The sequence below is a fragment of the Paenarthrobacter sp. NPDC056912 genome (assembly GCF_042786555.1).
Classification (GTDB): domain Bacteria; phylum Actinomycetota; class Actinomycetes; order Actinomycetales; family Micrococcaceae; genus Arthrobacter.
In genome coordinates this window covers 246,377-266,658 of the sequence record NZ_JBHUCD010000004.1, presented here as the reverse complement: position 1 = coordinate 266,658, position 20,282 = coordinate 246,377, and the positions used below count along the sequence as shown (strand labels likewise).

The 20,282-nt window shown below is 59.8% G+C and carries 16 protein-coding genes; 4 read left to right on the top strand and 12 right to left on the bottom strand.

Annotation, left to right across the window (positions count from 1 at the left end):
- Positions 1–75: 75 nt before the first annotated feature.
- The 8 genes from ACFRJ9_RS06670 to ACFRJ9_RS06635 form a co-directional block, all read right to left on the bottom strand.
- The gene (locus tag ACFRJ9_RS06670; protein ID WP_377665702.1) at positions 76–726 is read right to left on the bottom strand and encodes a thioesterase II family protein; all 651 of its coding nucleotides are present in this window, start codon (positions 724–726) and stop codon (positions 76–78) included.
- 61 nt (positions 727–787) lie between these two features.
- Complete coding sequence (locus ACFRJ9_RS06665) at positions 788–2,560, bottom strand: non-ribosomal peptide synthetase (protein ID WP_377665700.1); 1,773 nt, start codon at positions 2,558–2,560, stop codon at positions 788–790.
- Positions 2,544–5,900, bottom strand: coding sequence for an AMP-binding protein (locus ACFRJ9_RS06660; protein WP_377665698.1), 3,357 nt, complete (start codon positions 5,898–5,900; stop codon positions 2,544–2,546). The genes ACFRJ9_RS06665 and ACFRJ9_RS06660 overlap by 17 nt, the downstream gene beginning before the upstream one ends.
- 9 nt (positions 5,901–5,909) lie before the next feature.
- Positions 5,910–6,902, bottom strand: a complete 993-nt coding sequence (gene sbnB, locus ACFRJ9_RS06655) for a 2,3-diaminopropionate biosynthesis protein SbnB (RefSeq protein WP_377665696.1) — start codon at positions 6,900–6,902, stop codon at positions 5,910–5,912.
- Complete coding sequence (gene sbnA / locus ACFRJ9_RS06650; RefSeq protein WP_377665694.1) at positions 6,895–7,929, bottom strand: 2,3-diaminopropionate biosynthesis protein SbnA; 1,035 nt, start codon at positions 7,927–7,929, stop codon at positions 6,895–6,897. Before sbnA ends, sbnB begins: the two co-directional genes overlap by 8 nt.
- 812 nt (positions 7,930–8,741) lie before the next feature.
- Positions 8,742–11,285: a phenylalanine--tRNA ligase subunit beta gene (pheT, locus tag ACFRJ9_RS06645; RefSeq protein WP_377665692.1), complete on the bottom strand. Its 2,544-nt coding sequence runs from the start codon at positions 11,283–11,285 to the stop codon at positions 8,742–8,744.
- A 2-nt stretch (positions 11,286–11,287) separates the two neighbouring features.
- Positions 11,288–12,349 (bottom strand): phenylalanine--tRNA ligase subunit alpha, encoded by a 1,062-nt coding sequence (gene pheS, locus ACFRJ9_RS06640; RefSeq protein WP_377665690.1) that lies wholly within the window; start codon positions 12,347–12,349, stop codon positions 11,288–11,290.
- A gap of 181 nt (positions 12,350–12,530) precedes the next feature.
- Positions 12,531–13,367, bottom strand: a complete 837-nt coding sequence (locus tag ACFRJ9_RS06635) for an LppM family (lipo)protein (protein WP_377665688.1) — start codon at positions 13,365–13,367, stop codon at positions 12,531–12,533.
- Positions 13,368–13,466: 99 nt separating this feature from the next.
- Here ACFRJ9_RS06635 and ACFRJ9_RS06630 point away from each other — a divergent pair, with 99 nt between their 5' ends.
- Both ACFRJ9_RS06630 and ACFRJ9_RS06625 read left to right on the top strand, forming a co-directional pair.
- Positions 13,467–13,913, top strand: a complete 447-nt coding sequence (locus ACFRJ9_RS06630) for a hypothetical protein (RefSeq protein WP_377665686.1) — start codon at positions 13,467–13,469, stop codon at positions 13,911–13,913.
- Positions 13,914–13,915: 2 nt separating this feature from the next.
- On the top strand, positions 13,916–14,545 hold the full coding sequence (locus ACFRJ9_RS06625; protein WP_377665684.1) for an SIMPL domain-containing protein: 630 nt from the start codon (positions 13,916–13,918) through the stop codon (positions 14,543–14,545).
- Here ACFRJ9_RS06625 and pcp read toward each other — a convergent pair.
- Entirely contained in the window at positions 14,539–15,180 is a 642-nt protein-coding gene (gene pcp, locus ACFRJ9_RS06620; RefSeq protein ID WP_377665682.1) for a pyroglutamyl-peptidase I, read from the bottom strand. The two genes, ACFRJ9_RS06625 and pcp, sit on opposite strands and share 7 nt — an antisense overlap.
- Before the next feature lie 78 nt (positions 15,181–15,258).
- Between pcp and ACFRJ9_RS06615 the strand changes: the two genes are divergently transcribed.
- On the top strand, positions 15,259–16,353 hold the full coding sequence (locus ACFRJ9_RS06615; RefSeq protein ID WP_377665680.1) for an Rv2578c family radical SAM protein: 1,095 nt from the start codon (positions 15,259–15,261) through the stop codon (positions 16,351–16,353).
- 128 nt (positions 16,354–16,481) lie between these two features.
- On the opposite strand, the gene ACFRJ9_RS06610 is transcribed toward ACFRJ9_RS06615, so the two are convergent.
- Complete coding sequence (locus tag ACFRJ9_RS06610; protein ID WP_377665678.1) at positions 16,482–16,916, bottom strand: (deoxy)nucleoside triphosphate pyrophosphohydrolase; 435 nt, start codon at positions 16,914–16,916, stop codon at positions 16,482–16,484.
- A gap of 132 nt (positions 16,917–17,048) precedes the next feature.
- On the opposite strand from ACFRJ9_RS06610, the gene ACFRJ9_RS06605 reads away from it, so the two are divergent.
- Positions 17,049–18,257: an MFS transporter gene (locus ACFRJ9_RS06605; protein WP_377665676.1), complete on the top strand. Its 1,209-nt coding sequence runs from the start codon at positions 17,049–17,051 to the stop codon at positions 18,255–18,257.
- Positions 18,258–18,323: 66 nt separating this feature from the next.
- Here ACFRJ9_RS06605 and ACFRJ9_RS06600 read toward each other — a convergent pair whose 3' ends face one another.
- On the bottom strand, positions 18,324–19,247 hold the full coding sequence (locus ACFRJ9_RS06600; protein WP_377665674.1) for a cation diffusion facilitator family transporter: 924 nt from the start codon (positions 19,245–19,247) through the stop codon (positions 18,324–18,326).
- Between the two features lie 100 nt (positions 19,248–19,347).
- A complete protein-coding gene (locus ACFRJ9_RS06595) occupies positions 19,348–20,259 on the bottom strand; it encodes a TrmH family RNA methyltransferase (RefSeq protein WP_377665672.1) in 912 nt (303 codons plus the stop codon).
- Positions 20,260–20,282: the final 23 nt, after the last annotated feature.

The following is a 20,282-nucleotide window of genomic DNA, read 5'->3' as shown; positions in this document are numbered from 1 at the left end:
CAGCTATGCGATGCGCTCGATCCAGAGGTTGTGACACCGACAAGAACCGCCCATCCCTGGAGTACGGGTGCGTTGTTACGCGAGAACATTTAGCCACTCATCTCTGCCGAATTCGACGTGCGCATAGTGGCCACCCCTTACGTGCACCACCTTGAACTCGGATTGCGTTGCCCGGCTCCACCGGTCTGCTTCCACTGGGGGGACAAGCTCGTCATCTATTGCCGCCACGCAAACAATCGGGGCGGTGATCGGCGGTGCGTGTGCCCCGCCGTACGACTCGGCGAGCAAGAGGTCATCTAACGTGGGACGAACGAATAAGTCGTCAGCATCCTCGAGCTCGAGCACTGCCGATGGCGTAAGACCGTACTCGACCATCCGATTCCGCGCGGAATCCATATCCCATTCTTCTTGTCCTTGGACGTAACTACTTGGGCTGAGACCGCAGATTGCCACGAGTTTTGATACCTCTACACCTCGTGCCTCCAAGGCGCCGCAGATATTGAAAGCAAGCGCCGCGCCAAAGCTAACGCCTGCCACTACCAATGGGCCTCGTGGGGCCTCCATCGCGGCTATCACGCTAGGAACAAACTCGTTGATGTCACGAATACCGGGTTGGAATAACCGTCGACCTCGCCCGGGAGGGCAGTAGGCCCACACGGATTGTTCGCCTTGCAATGCCGCCATCGATCGAAATGCTGGCGCACCAGCACCCGTCGGCGGAAACACCAATACAGTCCCCCGCTCGGGAGTAGCTTCGCTGATCCTGTGCCAAATATCAGATATCAAATCACTCAGCCCCGCTCAGGTCTACGCCGAGCAACTCAACAAGATATGTGAGCGTCGGATCTGAGTAGAACCCCCGTAGGGGAATACGGACCCCAAGTTCCTGCCGTAGTGAGGCAAGCAGCCGCACGGCTCGGAGCGAATCACCGCCAGCCGCGAAGAAGTCGCCGGTAGACAATTGTGAGCCCTGCCCCAGCGCTGCACACCAAAGTTTCTCAACACTCGCCTGAAGTCGACCCGCTGCCCTGGAGGGCTTCTCCTCCTGGGCAGGAGACTGTCCCTCAAGAGTCAGCGCCAAACAGGCAGAACGATCAACTTTGCCTGTCCGCACCTTCGGCACAGATGCAACCGGCACGATCCGCTGCGGAACCATATAGGGCGGTAAAAACTCGGACAATTTCTGAGATGTCACTTGAGGCTCCCACTCCAGTGGAATCACCAGAGCGAGATACTCGCCGCTCGAATCATTACGGTATAGCGCTCCGCACTGTCCAGATACACCTGCGAGCTTCCGAGCCGCATTTTCGATCTCCTCCAGATGGATTTTATAACCGGAGATGTTCACCGCGTTATCGGCACGACCCGTCAGATAAAGTAACCCGCTCTCTACATATCCCAAGTCACCAGTCCGGATCTCCCGGTCAGCGCCTTCCGAACCGAAGAAAACGCCACCGTCAGTAACGTGGCCGCCAACCACGTACCCTTCAGCTACCGGAGCCCCTTGAACACAGATAAGCCCCTCTTGCCCGGCTTCTTTTGCGTGTCCCTGGGCGTCGCGAATCACAATTTTTGTATTCGCGATGGGACGACCAAGCGGAAGTTGGTCGTGCAACGTCTTGGCCCGTGGTACCTCGAATACGGTGGTGTTCGCCGTGGTTTCTGTCGCGCCATAGAGATTGAGCAACTGCGCCCTAGGCGCGGCCTCCAAGAACCGTTGCGCGACATCCCCGGTGAGCCGGTCAGCACTGCTACACACCAACTTGAGAGCAGTTAGGGTAGTGCCCTGCTCAGTCGCGATCTCCGCGAGCCCCAGTAGCGCGGCAGGGGTGGCAAAAAGATGCGTAGCGGCCGTACCGGCAACTGCATCGAAGAATCGATCCGGCCGGCTCCGCTCTGCAGAGCTAATGAGAATACCAGTGACCCCTTGGAGCAGTGCTCCTAATACTTCCCAGTACGAGGCAACGAACGAGAGCGGCTTTTGAATCACAACCCGGTCGAGTGGTTCATAGGGATACTGATCCCACATCCATTCAATTCGGTTGCGGATAGCCCTCATACCAACCTGGACAGCCTTCGGAGTCCCTTCCGAGCCCGACGTGAAGTAGATGAACTTGGCATCGTTATTCCAAGTAAAGTCGATGCCGACACGTGTGTCCTCGTATTCGACACCATGCGTCTGCGGGCTGCCTGCGACCCGTTCGGCAAGAGCCTCGTCAACCAGCATCACGTTTTGACCTAGCATCGCAGCTTCACTCAGCTCAGCGATCATTTCCAGCTCCCGAGCGGCCGGCAGCCCCAACGGTAGCCAGGCGATACGAACAGGTTCCTCAACGGCCGCAACCATCAACGAGAGGGAGGGCAGAGAAAGGTCTAGTCGAGCAACCAATACTCGTTTTGCAACCTCATCGCTACCCATCCAGTCGCGCCATGCACGAACACAAGCACCAAATTGCCCCCACGTGTAGCCATTGCCATCCGGCGTCACGAGGCAGGTCTCCGTGAGATGCGTGGTGTTCACCTTCGATACGTCATTCATCAGTTCATAGGGCGCGTACACGTTCGTCTCCCTTCGCGGATACTGTCACCACGGGCAGCGTGGTTATATGCGACACTTCGAGCTCGTCGAGGGCAGAACCAATCATTTCGTCAACGGTGGTCTCGGTGGAGAGCCAGTCAGCTTTCAGATACCAAGCGGTCAGTGCAAGTACTGTTTGAGCTCTCTTAGACGTGACGTTCGAGAGCTTGTAAGCCAGCTGCAGGGTATAGTCATCGCCGTGGCGCTGAACATACAGGGATGCGTCATACTTCGTGAAGCCGGTATCCAGCTCGATCAGACGCAGACTGTCTGAACCTACCCATACTTCAGACGCTGGATACGTGAGCATATTCACCATGGTGCTGAACAGAGGGTCGTCGTTGTTATGAGTCGCAAACTCTGCCACGACCTCACTAAATTGACTGTCGCTGAACGTCGTAGCGTCAGAAGTTGAAGTAGTAAGCCTGTGCACCGCGTCACGGCAGCTCTGATTTCGATCAAGCAGCACTCGAATAGCCACCATATTGAGCATGAGAGTAGGAATGTCGCCGTTAAGTTCCTGCTGACGACCCGCCACAGGTGCGCCAACGGTGAAATCATCTTGCTGTGACACCGTGGCAAGAGCCAATGAGTAGGCAGCGACGAAGAGCGCAAACGGGGTTGTCTCCAACGTACGGGCCGCTTTCCGGATAGCCTCTGTGGTGCTCCCGTCTAGAGAGACCTCGACGATCGAGGCCGAGTAGGGATCGTGTTGCCCGTCGTAGTTGTCCCGCAGAGGAGAAAGGGGGTTCGCTTCTTCCAAGGACTGCGCCCAAAACTCACGTGCCTCCGGAGAGAGACCTTCGGTACCCGATTGGTTACGGAAATATTGAACGACGGAAGCGACACTCTTTTTCACAACAGACTCTTCAATCTCAATGTCCGATATTTGGTAGAAGTCGGCCACCTGTTCCATGAACCTCATCGCTCCCCATCCATCGATGAGAATTTCACTCATGGTCAAGACGAACCACGTCGAGCCACCCTGAATGCGCATTTCATCCAGCTGGAGAGAAGAACCAGTTTCAAGATCGAGTGGTCGGGCGGCGAGTTCGCGACACCGCCAACGGGCTTCGGCCTCCGATTCAACTTCGTGCACCTTCGAACAGCCAAGATGATTCGGTCTTACTGGGAACGTCTGGACAAAGCTTCCGTTCAGATCAACCTCGAAGCGGGCAAAAAGCTGCGGATTTGCACGAAATGCTTGGTGAATCGCATGACGTGCCTTGTCAGCGTCGAGCGTCGGTGCACACTCGAGCAACACTTGATAGTTGTAGTAGGCGCTCTCGGGCTCCAAAAGCCACTGGAAATAGATTCCTTTCTGCGAGGGCTTCATCTCGCAGGTAACGTGTCGACTTGACCAGGCATCTGTTACATCGTGAGACTCGACAATGGAGGGCTGCGGCTCGATATCGCTCCCACTGCCCCCTTGGTCCTGGTAGCGACTCGCGAGGGCTCCAAGCGTGGCGCCCGACAACAAGTCGGCGACTCGAACTGTGCCTCCAAGTGAACGCAGTACATTCGCCAATTGAATTGCCCTGAGGGAGTCCCCACCTGCGTCCACGAACGTGGATCCCAACTTCACTGCATGCCCCAGCACACTCTCAGTGACGGCAATAAAGGACTCACTCGTGAGGAGGTCAGTTTTCTGAAGCTGGCTGAGGAGCGGGACTTTGGAGGTGAGCACCTCAATGCCCGACTGTTCGGCCGCTAACGATTCGAGGCGTTTGATATCGACCTTCCCATTCGGCGTGGTCGGCAACCGGTCAACGCTGAACCACCGGGATGGTCGCATAGGACCGGGCAACACATTCCGTGCACGAATCTCAAGTTCGGAAGAAGACACCGGCTGCCCGTCATGGTGTGAATAGAACGCAGCTAGCCGTGCGTCTCCCGATCGAATGAAAGATTCAGTTGTCTCACGAATGACTATCGCACTACGCTCACGAACCTGAGGGAGGTATTTCACAACAGCCACGGCGTGGACTTCAGGCACTTCATGGAGAATGCGATTTTCGATCTCTCCCGGCTCAATTCGCACACCATTGATCTTGACCTGACGGTCGGCCCTACCGTCATAGATTAACTGTCCATCTGGACGCACATGAACGAGGTCGCCAGTACGATAAAGCCGGAAGGGATATCCTTCGATCTCGCCAAACGCTTCTGCCGTCTTCGTTTCTTCACCCACGTAGCCAAGACCGACGCAAGGCCCTGCGACGAATAGTTCGCCCTGTGCACCTGAAGGGACGGGTCGCCAAATGCCGCTGACAAATTCCAGGACGTAGAGACTCGTATTGGGAATTGGCAAGCCAATAGGCACTGTCCCTAACGCAAGAGTTTCAGTGTTGATATGCGCATGCGTCACATCGTCAGAACATTCCGTCGGCCCGTATGCATTAATGAGCGGTATTTCTGGAAAACGGCGATGCCAGTCCTGGCCCAAACGAAGCGGAAGTTCCTCGCCTGTGACCATCATGCATTCCAGCGCCTTCAACTCTCCCTCGGCATCTACTGCATGCAGGAACTCGCGCAACACAGAGGGAACTACTTCAATGTGAGTTATGGCCTCTCGCTGCAACAGCGAGACTAGTTCATACGGGTCTTGCGCAGCGTCGGTCGCAACGACCCGGACGGCGCCACCGACCAAGAGAGCCGAGCAGAACTGCCAAATAGCCACATCGAACGTAGCCGGCGCTGTTTGGGCAACAACGGAATCTGCAGATAAGCCCAGTAACTCGACCTTAGTGTGCAGGTGGTTCATCATGCCCGTCTGGCCTACCACGGCACCCTTAGGCATGCCAGTGCTGCCCGAAGTGAAGAGGCAATAGCTAGGCACATTGAAGCCATCGTCGACAGTTGTTCGGAGCGGGTCCGTCATCTCTAGTAAGCTTTCCGCGTCCGAACGATCGTCGTCCGTGAAAGTCATGACAGCATCCGTAATCGACGCGATGTGTGAAAGTCGTTCCGGCGGCCATGTTGGATCTACCGGAATATAGATTGCCCCGGTGGCGTTGCAAGCAAGAATATCGATATAACACTCGACGTTTCGCGAACGTTTCGATAGCACAAATCGCCCATGAGCAGCTGCCTCTTGCAGCTGCCAGGCACGATGCTTGACCCGCTGCAGGAGTTCAGCGTACGAAAAAGCGGAGTCGTCGACGTCGATTACAGCTAGCCGGTCCGGCGCCTCTATTGCCCACTGCATAACGTAGGCATAAAGCGTTCGCTCCAAGGGCCATTCGCGGCTTGCACCAACTAACGGATCGGCTGTGAGAAGCAATTCCGAACCATTCTCTTTAAGACTTGTTGTGAGATTCATCGGAACTTGTCACCGCCCCATATTGCCGTGGAAGCCGTCAACACGGACCCCCGAACCATCGGCCACCGCCCGGTCGTATAGCGTCTGTGTAACTGCAAGATCCAGCACTCCCAGACCGAATGGCGAGAAGACGGTAGGCAAGGCAGTATCCAGCGTCACAGCACGTTCATGAACCTCCGCCAGAGTTCCGGTCACGAAGTCACGGCTGCCGTCCATCTGCTCCAGAAGATGCGGTGTTGTGTTTGCCTTTAGGCAGTGCTCGACGTCATCGAAAATATTATTGGCATCACGGAGCGTTTCAGGAGCTAGGTCTCGCAGAGAAATGTTCAAGACCAGTTGACCTGGACGGAAACGAGTCGATGCGGAGACATATGGGGAACCTGCGCTTGTCGCGAACAGGACCACATCACATGACAAAGCTCCCTCCAGGGTGGTCTCAGAATATTCGTCGCTTTGAGTCTGGAGCATGCGCGCGACCGAGTCGCTGTTCAAATCGTGAACGAGAACCGGCATCGGCTGTGGGTAGAGTGCGGTGATGAAACGTAGAGTCGCCTGCGCGATCGGTCCGCTACCAATCACTCCAACACTTGTAGGAGCGCCGTGCAGGATACGCACCGCAAGTGCTGCCGAGGCAGCAGTCCGGGCCGCGCTAATCCGGCTGCCCTCAACTAGTGCCTTCGCGTAGCCGGTGTCCGGATCATTCAGTACGACAACGGCTGATGCGCGTTGAAGCCCAGATTCCACGTTGCCAGGGAAGCTCGAGATCCATTTGATACCGACGGCCCGGAGGTCTAAGCCATCCATGTGGGCCGGCAATGCGATGACGCGATCCCGCGGCGACTCGGGGAAGCGAAGAAAGTAGCTATCCGGGTTCTCGGTCAAGCCATTGTGATGCATCAAGTAGACACGCTCGACCAGATCAATTAGCTCTACCTCTTTGCCGACGAGGAATTCCTCAACGAAATCGGCACCAATAACGAGCATTCCGCCACTCTCAGACATGCAATTCCTCACGCGCAGTCTTCGCTACATAACTGGTTGGCCGAGCAGAAAAATCAATTTCCCTCGACTCGAATTTTTCACTGACCCACTCATCGTTGTAGATCGTGTCAAGATAGCGTTCGCCCATGTCAGGAGCTACGACTACGACGAGACTTCCATGCGGGATTTCATCTTCGAGTGCTTGAAACCCGGCCAGAATAGTACCGGTGGAGCCGCCAGGTAGAAACCCTTCGAGGCTCGCCACACGGCGGCATTCGCGCACAGCGTCAAGTTCACCAACATAGTGCTGTTCGGGCACAATAGAGCCGTCAAACAGCGGAGGTGGAACGCTCGCGCCCAGGCCCGGTACATGCCTTGCAGAGGGCGCTCCGCCAAACGTTACTGAGCCGATGCTGTCGATGGCATAGAGCCGGGTGCTGGCCCCTCGCTCAGCAACTCCCTGGGAGACACCCATTAGAGTGCCTGTCGTGCCCGCACCGACGAAAATAAAGTCCGGATCACCGAACTCAGAAACAATTGACGGATAAGTTTTACTGCGGTGAACTGCCGGATTCGCCGAATTGGAATACTGATTAAGCCACTGCGGGCCTGACTCCGCCTCCTGTAGTTCTCGAATCCTCGCAAGCCGCGCACCAAGGAAACCGCCGGCTTCATCGCGCTCAGTCACGACCTCTACATCTGCCCCCAGCGCACGCATGTGAGCAATTGACGCCGGGTTGGCGTTTGGATCAGTGACGATACTCAGCTTGTACCCGCGCCGGGCACATACTCCTGCCAAAGCAACCCCAAGGCTACCCGACGAAGATTCCACCAACCAGCCCCCAGCGGTCAGACGGCCATCCTTCTCCAAACTATCAACCAGAGCAATCGCAGTCTTCAACTTGATCGATCCGGCTGTATTCAACCCTTCAAGCTTCACGTACAGATCATGATTAGGAAACGCCTTTTCCAGCCGAACAAAAAGCGGATTTTCTTGAAGATCCTCTAAAGATTTACAGATCAAAATACCCCCAACGTATAAGTGCAAATACTTTCATCGCATCAAGGCAAAGGACTCCACGCGACCCAAAGCGCCGTTCACCTGGCGCGCAACCACTTAATAGGTGTGTGATACCCACCATTCGTGACGCAGACCTTGCCCAACTTTCAGGCAAGTTGAGGTCGAAGGGTACTTGCTCGGAATGTCGTTGATAAGGCTGGACGATGACACGTCGAACTATCTGCTGCCGTATCCCGAAACCCGATCCCGATGACGGTTGTTGGTGAACCCAGAGGAGTTGATGGCGCCGTCTCGGGAGTCGCGGCTTATGGGGTCGACATCTGTCCGCCTCAGCCGGTACCTGATGCTGGGCTTCATCAAGAGGCAACCGCTTCCGCGCCTGAGTCAATTCGACTCGTGTTCCTGATTGACGTCTTATCGACTCTCCAACGGTCCGGCACCCAGAGAACGTGTGGTCTCCGCTATCAGTACAGTGTGTACTTGCAAAGGCAGAAATCCGCCCCAGCGCACTTGTACCGCGATTGAATTCAATCTGAACGGTGGACCAATTCGGAGCCGCTGTGATGTTGGTGATTCGGCCCCGGTCGTCTGCGCCGATGACGGAATCCGTGGATTCACGAGCCGCTTAGAGGGCGCGGAGATATCTTCTTTCGCGAGCGGCGTGGCCGCGGAACCCGAAACCTGCGGCTTTTACACCGCGTCGGATACAACAGGCTGGAGCCCCGCGCTTGCGACCAGCGACGTCTGCTCTGACGCTACGGCGGCTCCACCCAGAGGGATACAAAAGAAAATCCCCGGAACCTAGCGGTTCCGGGGACCTTCGTTGTTCACGTGCGGAATCAGCGCTGAACGGCTCCGAAGCGCTCAGCGGCGACAGCCACAGCAGCGGCACGGGCCTCAGAGGCCTCATCGGCTGTCAGGGTGCGGTCGTCGGCGCGGAAGCGCAGGCCGAAGGCAAGCGATTTCTTTCCTTCGTCGATGCCTGGACCCGCGTAGACGTCGAACAAGGAAACATCCTCCAGCAGCTCACCGGCACCTTCACGGAGCGCAGCAAGCACAGAGTCGGCCGGCACATCCTGCGGGACAACCAACGCAACGTCCTGCGTCGCAACGGGGAATCCGGAGATGTGCTTGGCAACGATCACGTCGGCGGCAGCATCGAACAACGCGTCAACGTTGACCTCAAGAGCCACAGACCGGGCAGGCATGTCGTGGGCGGCCAGGAGCTTCGGGTGAAGCTCGCCTGCATAACCCACAACGTCTCCAGAGCGCAGCGCAAGCTGGGCCGCACGTCCGGGGTGGAACGCCTGGTGGCTGCCTTGGCTGACAACCAGTTCAACACCCAGAACATCGGCCATGAGGCGGGCAATGTCCAGGGCATCGGCCCAGTCCCACGCACGAGGCGTGTGCGTCGCAGCGGCCGGTGAATCATGGCCAGTCAAGACGGCGGCGATGTGGAGCGGCTGGTGAGGGACGCCGTCGTACAGTCCATCAAGAACCTCATCGGAAGGCTTGATGCCCAACGGAGGAATGGACTCCGTACCCAGCTTTTCACCGGGAAGGAACACCGAACCAGCCTCGTAAACCGCGAGGTCGCGGAAACCGCGCGAGTGGTTACGGCGGGCAACCTCAATGAGGCCCGGCAGGATGGAAGTCCGGAGGTAGCCGTGCTCCTCGCTGATCGGGTTAGCGAGCTTCAGCGCGGTGCGCGCCCCGCCCTCAACTGCAACGCCGAAGGTATCGTTGGATGCTTTGCTGACGAACGGGTAGGACAGCACCTCGGTGAGTCCCGCGTCTGCCAATGCCTGCACGACGCGACGCTTCTGCTGCTGGCTGCGGCTGAGGCCACGGCCCGGAGGCGCCACCGGCAGTGTTGCCGGGATGTTGTCGTAGCCCACAAGGCGGGCGATTTCCTCGGAGAGGTCTTCCTTGGTTTCGAGGTCATTGCGCCAGCTCGGAGCAGTGACCAAGTACCCGGAAGCAGTCTTCTCCACGGTTGCACCCAGATCCATCAGGGACGTGGTGATCTGCTCTTCAGTGAAGTCGATGCCGATGCGGGCGGCGGCGAACCCTGCGGGCAGGTCAATGGTCACGGCGTCAGGTGCGGTTCCGACGTCGGTCCCGGTCTCGTCTGCCGTTCCTCCAGCGAGTTCCACCAGGAGGTCAACCACGCGCTGCGCAGCAATGCTGGCGACATGCCAGTCAACGCCGCGCTCGAAGCGCTTGGAGGCTTCGGACGGCAGCTTGTGGCGGCGACGTGAGCGCGCAATGGACACTTCGTCGAAGTGCGCGGCTTCCACCAGGACGTTAGTGGTGGAGTCGGACACCTCCGTGTGGGCGCCGCCCATCACACCGGCGATGCCAATGGCACCCGAGTTGTCGGTGATCAGCAGGTCCTCAACGTCGAGCGTGCGCTCCTTGTCGTCGAGGGTGGCGATCTTCTCCCCCGCGACGGCACGTCGGACAACGATGTCGCCTGCAAGCTTATCGAGGTCGTAGCAGTGGTTCGGCTGGCCGAGCTCAAGCATAACGTAGTTGGAGATATCAACCGGCAGCGAGATGGAGCGAACCCCTGCCAGGCGAAGGCGTGCGGACATCCACGGCGGGGTGGGACGCGAAGCGTCCACACCACGGACGGTTCGGGCCACGAAGCGGTCGCAGCCGGGCTTGCCGTAAATCGGCGCGTCGTCGTTGAGCTTGACGCCATAGCCGCCTTGCAAGGAAGCCGGCGCACTCACTTTGGAGGCCGGATCCACGAACGACGTTCCGGTGGCGTGGGCGTACTCGCGGGCAACCCCACGGATGGAGAACGCGTAACCGCGGTCCGGGGTGACGTTGATTTCCGCCGCTTGGTCGTACAGGCCCAACAGTTCCATCGCGTCGGAGCCGATTTCCGGGTCCAAGCCGATGCGGGACAGGACCAGAATGCCGTCATGGTCGTCGCCGATGCCCAGCTCGCGGACGGAAGCAATCATGCCGGCGGACAGGTGACCGTAGGTCTTGCGTGCCGAGATCCGGAAGTTTCCAGGCAGAACAGCGCCGGGGAGGGTGACAACCACTTTGTCGCCTTCCACGAAATTGTGGGCACCGCAAATGATGCCCTGCACGCCGGAGGGGTCAATGCCGTCGCCCGTAAGGGTCTGCTCCTGCCCCTCGGGGACAACGCGGACCTGGCACCAGTTGATGGTCTTGCCGTTGGACTGCGGCTCCTTGACCAGGCTCAACACCTGGCCCACCACAACCGGGCCTGTCAGCTCATCGGTAGGACGGTGGACTTCTTCTTCTTCAAAGCCGACCTTGACCAGGTCCGCCATGACGTCTTCGGCCGTAGCTTCGGCCGGAACCTGCGCGAATTCGCGCAACCAGGAAAGTGGGATACGCACTGTTAGATCTCCATCCCGAAGTGCTCGCTGAAACGTACATCGCCTTCGATCATGTCGCGCATGTCGCCGACCTCGTTGCGGAACATGAGCGTGCGCTCAATGCCCATACCGAAGGCAAAACCTGAATAGATGTCCGGATCGATACCGGCTGCCCGGAGGACGTTGGGGTTGACCATGCCGCAACCGCCCCACTCGATCCAGCGGGGGCCACCCTTGGCACCGGGGTGCCAGATGTCCAGCTCGGCGGACGGTTCCGTGAACGGAAAGTAGTTCGGGCGCAAACGGATGGAAGCTTCATCGCCGAACATCTGCCGGGCGAAGTGCTCCAGCGTGCCGCGCAGGTCCGCCATGCTGAGGTTCTTGTCGATCGCAAGCCCCTCGAACTGGTGGAACACAGGGGTGTGCGTCGCGTCGAGTTCATCCGTGCGGAACACCTTGCCCGGGCACAGCACGTAGATGGGCACTTCGCGTTCCAGCATGGAACGTACCTGCACCGGCGACGTGTGTGTGCGCATGAGCAGGTGCGCTTCGGGCGGCTCCACGAAGAACGTGTCCTGCATTTCGCGCGCCGGGTGGTCCGGTTTGAAATTCAGGGCATCGAAGTTGAACCACTCGGACTCCACCTCGGGGCCTTCGGCGATTTCCCAACCCATGCCAACGAAGATGTCCGAGACGCGGTCCTGCAGCGTGGACAGCGGGTGGCGCGCACCGGCACGGCGACGACGCGGACCTGCCGTGACATCCACGGTTTCCTCGATCAGGATGCGGGCGTCGTTCTCAGCCTCAAGGACCTCGGTCCGGGCTGCGAGCGCCTGGTTGACCCGGCCGCGGGAGGACCCCATGAGCTTGCCGGCGGCAGCCTTGTGCTCCTTGGCGAGGCCACCGATTTCACGGTTGGCCAGGCTTAGGGGCGACTTCTCCCCGGTGTGGGCGAGGCGGACAGCCTTGAGTTCTTCGAGGGAGGAAGCAGCCGCAATGGCGGCAATGGCGTCCTCGACGGCGGCGGTGATGGCGGCTTCATCCAGCGGATTCGGGATGGCAGCGCCTGGCAAAGTGTCAGTCATCTACTGTTCTTAGCTACGAGTCGGGAGCGGCCGGCAACGCAGGCCTGCAAAACGAAAGGGCAGTGCTCGCCGCGGACGGCAGGCACTACCCTTCAGTCTAGTTGAACCTCACTGGCGGGATTTAACCCGCCGGGGCGGCTTCTCCAGGTGAATCGACGACGGCGGCCCGCGCCACGGCCGCTTAGGCGCCGGGAGCGGGAGGTGAAGTCGGCGGCGGAGGCACCTGGCCGTCGTCGTGCGCTGACCCGGGCGGCTGGGCCGGCGGCTGCTGAGGGGCGTAACCGGTCTGAGGCGGGGTGTAACCCGGCTGTCCATACGGCGCTGGGCCAGCGAGCGCCGGTGTTTGCTGTGCCGACCTCTTGCGGAGCAGCACGAACAGGACCACCAACGCTGCGGCCACAACCACAACAGCCACGAGGATCCAGATGATCCACATCGGAACGCCGGCGTTGGCCTCGGCCTTGGCCTGGACGGAGGTTTCGTTGATGGAGAGCATGTTGAATGTTGCCGTCTTGCCGTCTACCGTGGCGCCCTTGGCCTCCACGACTTTGCCGGGGAACGTGAACTTGACGGTGGCTTCGTCGAAGATCGACTTGGCCATGCTGGAGGCAGCCGGGTCGCTGGCGTCGGTGCCGGTCACGCCGCCCATGGAGATGACGTAGAAGTCCCCCTCTTTCTTCAGCTCGAAAGGGTTTTCGGAGCTGGAAGACTCTGCGAGCTTGGCAGGGTCAAGATTGACGGCGGTGATCCGCTTCCCCTTGTACTTCTCATCCTCGTAGTCCACCACCGTGGCGCCCTCGGGGATGTCCATGTCCTGGCCGGCCCCGTTATTGGACTCCATGAATTCATCGAACGATTTGTCACCCAGCACCGATTTCTGGATGGCGTAAACCACCTCGTAGTCGACGCTCTTTTCACTGTTGACCTTCACGGCCATATTGAGCTTGACGCATCCGGTCAAGGCCACCATCACTACAATCAGCACACCAACAACGCCCATGGCGCGTTTCGCGTTCATATTCCCTCTCCCCCATTGATTCCCCACACCGGCCGGTGCTCGAACAGCGTATCCTCGCGGCCTGTGCCGTGCCATAGTCGGTGGGTCTAGCATGGCTTCATGACTCCGGGGCAACGATTACGGCAGATTGCCAACGTCCTGAACCTGACCACGCCTTTGGGACTTGTTGTAGCTGCCGCCTCCCGTTCGACGATGTCGCGGGGCCCACGTGGACTCGTGGTGGCAGCCGGCTATCACTGGAGGCTCCCGCACGCCGGAGCATTCACAATCGGAAACGTCATCCTTTACCGTGCCCCGCACGGAGTGGCCGGCAAGAATACTGTCCTCCTGGGGCACGAGGAGCGGCACAGCACCCAGTATGCGTATTGCTTGGGCCTTCCATTCCTTGCCCTATATGGCATCGCCGCCGGATGGTCGATGCTCCGCACGGGCAATCCGGGTTCCGGGAATTTCTTCGAACGGCAGGCTGGCCTCGCGGCCGGCGGATACATTGACATTGATAACCCGACGCCGGAAGGAAGCTCCGGCACCAGAATCGAGGCCTAAGCATGAAGCGAACCATCACCGTGACCGGGACTGCGAGCGCCAAGGCCGTTCCGGACCTGGTCACTTTGACCCTCGGCGTGGAGACGCGCCGGGAAACTGCGGCAAAAGCATACGACGACGCCGGTGCAGCGGCCACCGCTGTGGCGGCCAGCTTGAGGGCAGCCGGCGTGACAGATGTGGATCTTCGGACGAGTGGCCTGAACCTCCGCGCAGACCTGGTGTGGGTAGAAGGTCAGGGACAAAAGGTCACAGCCTATGTGGCGACAACGAACCTCCACGTGGGAATCCGCTCCCATGCGGACGCACCGGCGGCCATTGCCGCAGCTGTTGCGTCCGGTGGGGACGACATCAGGATCAACGGAATCGAACAAGGCTTCGCCGATGCTTCGCTCGTGACGTCCCAAGCGCAGGAGGGCGCATGGCAAGACGCCTTGACCCGTGCCGAACAGTACGCCTCGCTGGCCTCTGCCCGGCTGGGGGCAGTAGTGTCCATTTCCCAACAGCCCGTTCATAGCGCTCCCATCCCCATGGGCGGACTGGTCCGGGCCTATGCAGCTGAAGCGTTGCCGATCGAAGCTGGCGAGTCGTCGGTGTCAGCGAGCGTGACCGTCGAATGGGAACTGCTTCAGTGAGTGGCGCCGGCTGAAAGTTTCACGTCGACCGATGTCTCCAAAGCCGTTCGGGCAATGACGGCGATTCCCTCGGCGGTGGTTTCCAAGGGCATTGACGGGGTCTGGCTGCCTGGGCCAAGCTGTTCCGGAACGTAGGGTACATGAACGAATCCACCGCGGATTCCCGGCCTCGATGCCAGCGAATGCATCAGCGCGTAGAAAACATGGTTGCAGACGTAGGTTCCCGCGGACTGTGAGACTTCACCTTTGATCCCCGCGATGAGCAGGTTCCGCAGGGCAGCCTTGATGGGAAGCGTGGAGAAGTAGGCTGCCGGGCCTCCGGGCACAACCTCCTCGTCGACCGGGCGCTGGCCTCGGTTGTCCGGGATGCGGGCGTCGTCGCAGTTGATGCCTACGCGTTCCAGTGAAATCCGGTCCCGGCCGCCTGCCAGACCGACGCTGATGACGATCTCCGGTGCGACGCGGTCCATGGCGTCAATCAGGGCAGCGCCGGACTCACCGAATACGCACGGCAATTCGACGACTTCCACGGAATGCCCCTCAGCTCGGAGCATGTCCCTGGCCCGACACACGGCAAGCCACGAGGGATTGATGGCGTCCTCGGCAAACGGTTCGAAGCCAGTCAGCAGAATCATGGGCCAACCTTAGCAATGTGCCGCGCCTGCATTCGAGGAACCTTGACATTCGTTAGAACATATATTCGAATAGGGTTCATGAGATGGGACGCACAAGCACTTTCACCTAAGCGTGGACCGGCGTCAGACAACAGCGGCCTTTCGGCTCCGGGGCCCGCCCCGGCCTTGGATGCCCTACTGCCGCTTGCCGGGCTTGTGCGTTCCATTTCAACACCCGAATTCTCCGGAGTCACCTTCCATGAGGTCACCGCCAAGTCAGTGCTCAACAAGGTGCCTTCGGGTTCCGCCATGCCCTTCGAGTGGACCGTCAACCCGTACCGTGGTTGCAGCCATGCGTGCGTGTATTGCTTTGCAAGGAAAAGCCACACCTACCTTGAGTTCGACGCCGGGCAGGACTTCGATTCCCAGGTGGTCGTCAAAATCAATGCGGCAGAGGTTCTCCGGAAGGAACTGGCCAAGCCCTCCTGGAAACGGCCGCAAGTGGCACTTGGCACCAACACCGACCCCTATCAAAGGGCCGAGGGCCGCTACGCCCTCATGCCGGGAATCATCCGCGCCCTCGCCGACTCAGGCACCCCTTTCTCCATCCTGACCAAGGGCACACTCCTTGCGCGGGACATACCCCTGCTCAAGCACGCTGCCACTCAGGTTCCCGTGGACTTGGGCATCTCCCTGGCCATGACCAACGAAGACCTGGCAGAACTGATCGAGCCCGGCACTCCTTCTCCCAGGGCACGGTTGAAACTCATAGCGCGGCTCCGGGATGCCGGTTTGGGATGCGGCGTCATGGCGATGCCCATACTGCCGTGGCTCACGGATTCGGATGAGGCCCTTGACTCCCTCTTCACCGCACTGGCCAAAGCGGGTGCCACCGGCGTCACTGCTGGAGCCCTGTACCTCAAACCCGGAACTCGGGAGTGGTACATGCAATGGCTCGCGGCCCAGCATCCGGAATTGGTGGGCAAGTACCGGCGCCTCTACGGCCAAGGCAGCTATGCGTCCAAGGAGTACCGCACCTGGCTTACCGGCAGGATCAGCCATTTCAAGGCGAAGTACGGGTTCAAGGGAACATCGGGATTCAGCCACCGGAACGCCCGCCCGTCCGAGGCATCGCCTGCACCCATTGAACTCGGCGCCTCCACTCCCCTGCCAGGACAACAAACCCTCTTCTGAACAAAACGTGAAAGCCAGGGAAAGCGAAAAGGAGGGACCGCCGTCGGGCAGTCCCTCCTCAAACGTAGCGTTAGGAAGCGCGGACCACGAGTCCCTTGAACTCAATTAAGTCAATGAATGCCGCCGGTTCACGCCGCTGAAGCTACTCGTTCCAGCAAAGCCCGGACAATCGGGAAGTCAGCGGGTATCCATGGAAGGCTGAGAGCTTCATCACCGCCGTTCAGCGATACCCACCGCAATTCGTCATGGTCCTCCAAGGGGCGGGGCTCCCCGGCCATCAGTTCCGCGAACCAAACGCGCATGGAAGCCCGTTCGTTGAGAGGCCATCCTGATTGCCGGCCCGACTCAAGTTCAGCTCCGAGTCGAACCTCTACGCCCAGTTCTTCAACGAGTTCTCGGTGCAGGGCAGCCTCGGGTGCCTCGCCGTCCTCCACCTTGCCGCCTGGGAATTCCCACATGCCGGCGAACTGCGGTGGAGCAGTGCGGCGGGCAACAAGGAGGCGGGTGGGTGTTTCCAGGGAGTCGACGACGGCGGCGCCTACGACGTTTATCGGTGCAGTCACCGCCTCAGTCTATTGGCCCCCCAACCATGCGTATCGTCACAAAGCGACGCCATGTCGCGTCCACGGGACTAAACTTGTTATCGGATTTTCTCCACTTTTCCCAGCCCACAGGCGCCCTCAAGAAGCAGGCATATGACTACCACCGTGTCCCCACCCGCCACCGCCAAAGCATCAAGGCGTCACCTTGGCCTGGCCATCCTGGCCTTGGCCATGGGTGGATTCGCCATCGGGACCACAGAGTTCGCCATGATGGGCTTATTGAAGGAAATCGAGGAAGGCCTGGGCATCAGCACTCCGGAGGCCGGTAACCTCATCTCCGCCTACGCACTGGGCGTTGTCATCGGGGCGCCCGTATTCGCAGCGTTCGGAGCGAAGCTTCCCAGGAAGTACCTGGCACTGGGCCTCATGCTGTTCTTGTCACTGGCGAACCTGACGTCCTATATTGCCCCGGACTACGGCTCCATGCTTCTTTCCCGTTTCGCTTCAGGCCTTCCCCACGGGGCCTTCTTCGGGGTTGCCGCCGTCATCGCCGCAGGCCTGGTGGCGCCCACCAAGAGGGGCTGGGCCATCTCAATGGTGATGGCCGGCCTGACCGTCTCCAACGTTATCGGCGTGCCCTTGGCAACGTGGGTTGGGCAGACTTTCGGCTGGCGCCTGCTCTTCATCATCGTCGGGGCCATCGGCTTGCTGACCGTTGCCATGGTCTGGCGGTTCGTGCCTTTCGAAGCCGTCCACCCGGAAGCGAGCATCCGGCGTGAACTTGGCGCCCTCAAACGCCTCCAGGTTTGGCTGGCGCTCCTGATCGGCATCATCGGATTTGGCGGATTCTTTGCCGTTTACACCTACATCGCCCACACCATGACGTCCGTGGCGGGAATCCCGGAAAGCCTCATTCCCGCCGTGGTGGCCCTCTACGGCCTTGGGATGGTGGTCGGAAACATCGTGGGTGGACGGATCGCCGACAAATCCGTCATGGGCACCATCTACTGGGTCATGCCCGGAATCGCCGCGGCCCTGGTGGTCTATGCGATCGCTGCGCACTGGGCGTGGGCTGCCTTCATCATGGCGTTCGTCGTGGGCGGCATCGGTTCAATGCTTACTCCGGCATTGCAGACGCGCCTTTTGGACGCTGCCCCGGGAGCGGCATCGCTGGCTTCCTCGCTGAACCACTCTGCGCTCAACATCGCCAACGCCCTCGGCGCTTTCCTGGGTGGCACTGTCATTGCCTGGGGTTGGGGCTACACGGCGCCGGCGCTCGTGGGCGCCGTACTGGCAATCCTGGGCCTCGGCGTTGCGATCATCAGCGGACGGCTGGAACGCAGGAAGCCGTTGGCTACCTGAATCTTGGCTTAAATGATGAATGGCTCCGCAGTGCGGAGCCATTCATCATTCAACAGCACTCAACGTCTAAGCCTGTGCCTGAACCCGTTCAATATCGGGTTCGAGGTAGATGACCCGTGCGATCGGAACGGCGGCACGGATGCGCTGCTCGGCGTCGTCGATCACTTTGGCGATCGCAGCGCCGGTGTCCGCGGCACCCATACTGATCTTGGCGGCAACCAGCAGTTCCTCCGGCCCCAGGTGCAGGGTCTTGAGGTGAATAATGCGTGTACCGTCGGCTTCCAGCGCCGTGGTGATGCGCAGCACGTCCTCCTTGGTAGCGGACTCCCCCAGAAGCAATGATTTGGTTTCGAGCGCCAGGATCACCGCAATGGCAACCAGAAGCAGACCAATCATGCCGGTACCCAAGGCGTCCCAGACGCCATCGCCGGTCAGCAGGGTCATACTGACGCCGAAAAGCGCGAACACAAGACCAAGCAGGGCGCCGAAATCTTCCAGAAGGATCACAGGAAGTTCCGGCTGCTTGGCGTTGCGGACAAACTTGATCCACGTCTGCTTGCCACGGATGTGGTTCGATTCCACGATGGCGGTACGGAAGGAGAACCCTTCGGCGATGATGGCACCAACCAGGACTGCCAAGGGAACCCACCAGAAGTCCCCTTCGATTCCGTGCGGGTGTTGGAACTTCTCGTACGCCTCGTACAAGGCGAACAGGCCACCGACACTGAACAGCACAATGGAGACGATGAAAGCGTAGATGTACCGCTCACGTCCATAACCAAACGGGTGCTCCGGGCTGGCTGCCCTCTTTGCACGCTTGCCGCCCACCAACAGGAGTACTTGGTTGCCGGAGTCAGCCACCGAGTGGATGGCTTCTGCGAGCATGGACGATGACATCGTCAGGATGTACGCGATGAACTTGAGTACTGCGATAGTCAGGTTCGCGGCGAGAGCCGCCACGATCGCTTTGTTACCGCCACTTGCAGCCACGAAAGCTTCACCTCTTCGGGTTCGGGAACGTAATGGGTTGGCCAAGAAGAGTCGTCATCGTCTGATCTTGCAAGGATTACCGTACCCGGCGGGACGCTGTTTACGCATTCCCCACTCTGGCGCCCTGCTGTGACCGCGCACTGGCATACAGGCAGACAGTGGCTGCGGTACCCAGGTTCAGGCTCTCCGCCGCGCCATAGACAGGAACGGCTACTCGATGATCGGCCAGCGCCAACTCAGCCTCTGACAACCCTTGCGCTTCGTTGCCGAACAACCACGCAGTCGGCCCCTCCAGCGCATAGTCCGAGGCCACCGATTCGCTACCGAGCCTACGGGCCGCATTCTCGTCCTGCAGCTTGTCCAGGTTGAGCGTCCCATAGCCGTCGGCGGCGAGGACTCCGATTCCCAGCTCTTTGAAGCGGGCCACGAGTTCGTCCACGTCAGCACCCAGGACAACCGGCAGGTGGAACAGCGAACCGGCCGTTGATCTAACAGCTTTCGGGTTATAGATGTCCACGCTCGAAGCCGTCAGGATCACGGCGTCGGCCCCTGCAGCGTCCGCAGCGCGGAGGACCGTACCTGCATTGCCGGGGTCCCGTACCTGGCACATGACGGCGACAAGGCGGGGACCGGCGTCGAGAACTGAATCCAAGGTCACATCCACAAAGCTGCAGACGGCAACAATTCCCTGCGGATTGACGGTGTCCGCCATGGCGGCCAAAACTTCGTCGCTGGCCAGGCGAAGCAAGGTTCCCTGTGCCAGATCGGCAAGTTCGGGAAGGCGGTCAAGGCACGCTTCACTGGCAAAGACTTCATGCACGACGGCGTTGCCCCCTGCCGCGGTCCGCTCACGATGCAGGGTCAGGGCCTCGCGTACGGCCTGCGGTCCCTCAGCGAGGAACCGTCCACGCTTTAAACGCGCCGGGCGCCCGGCAAGCTTGGCGACGTCCCTCACCCGATCTGCTCGGGGGTTGGTCATCGGAAAGTCTTGCGGGCGCCCGGTTTCGTTCATATAAAGAACTTTAGTGGCAGTTG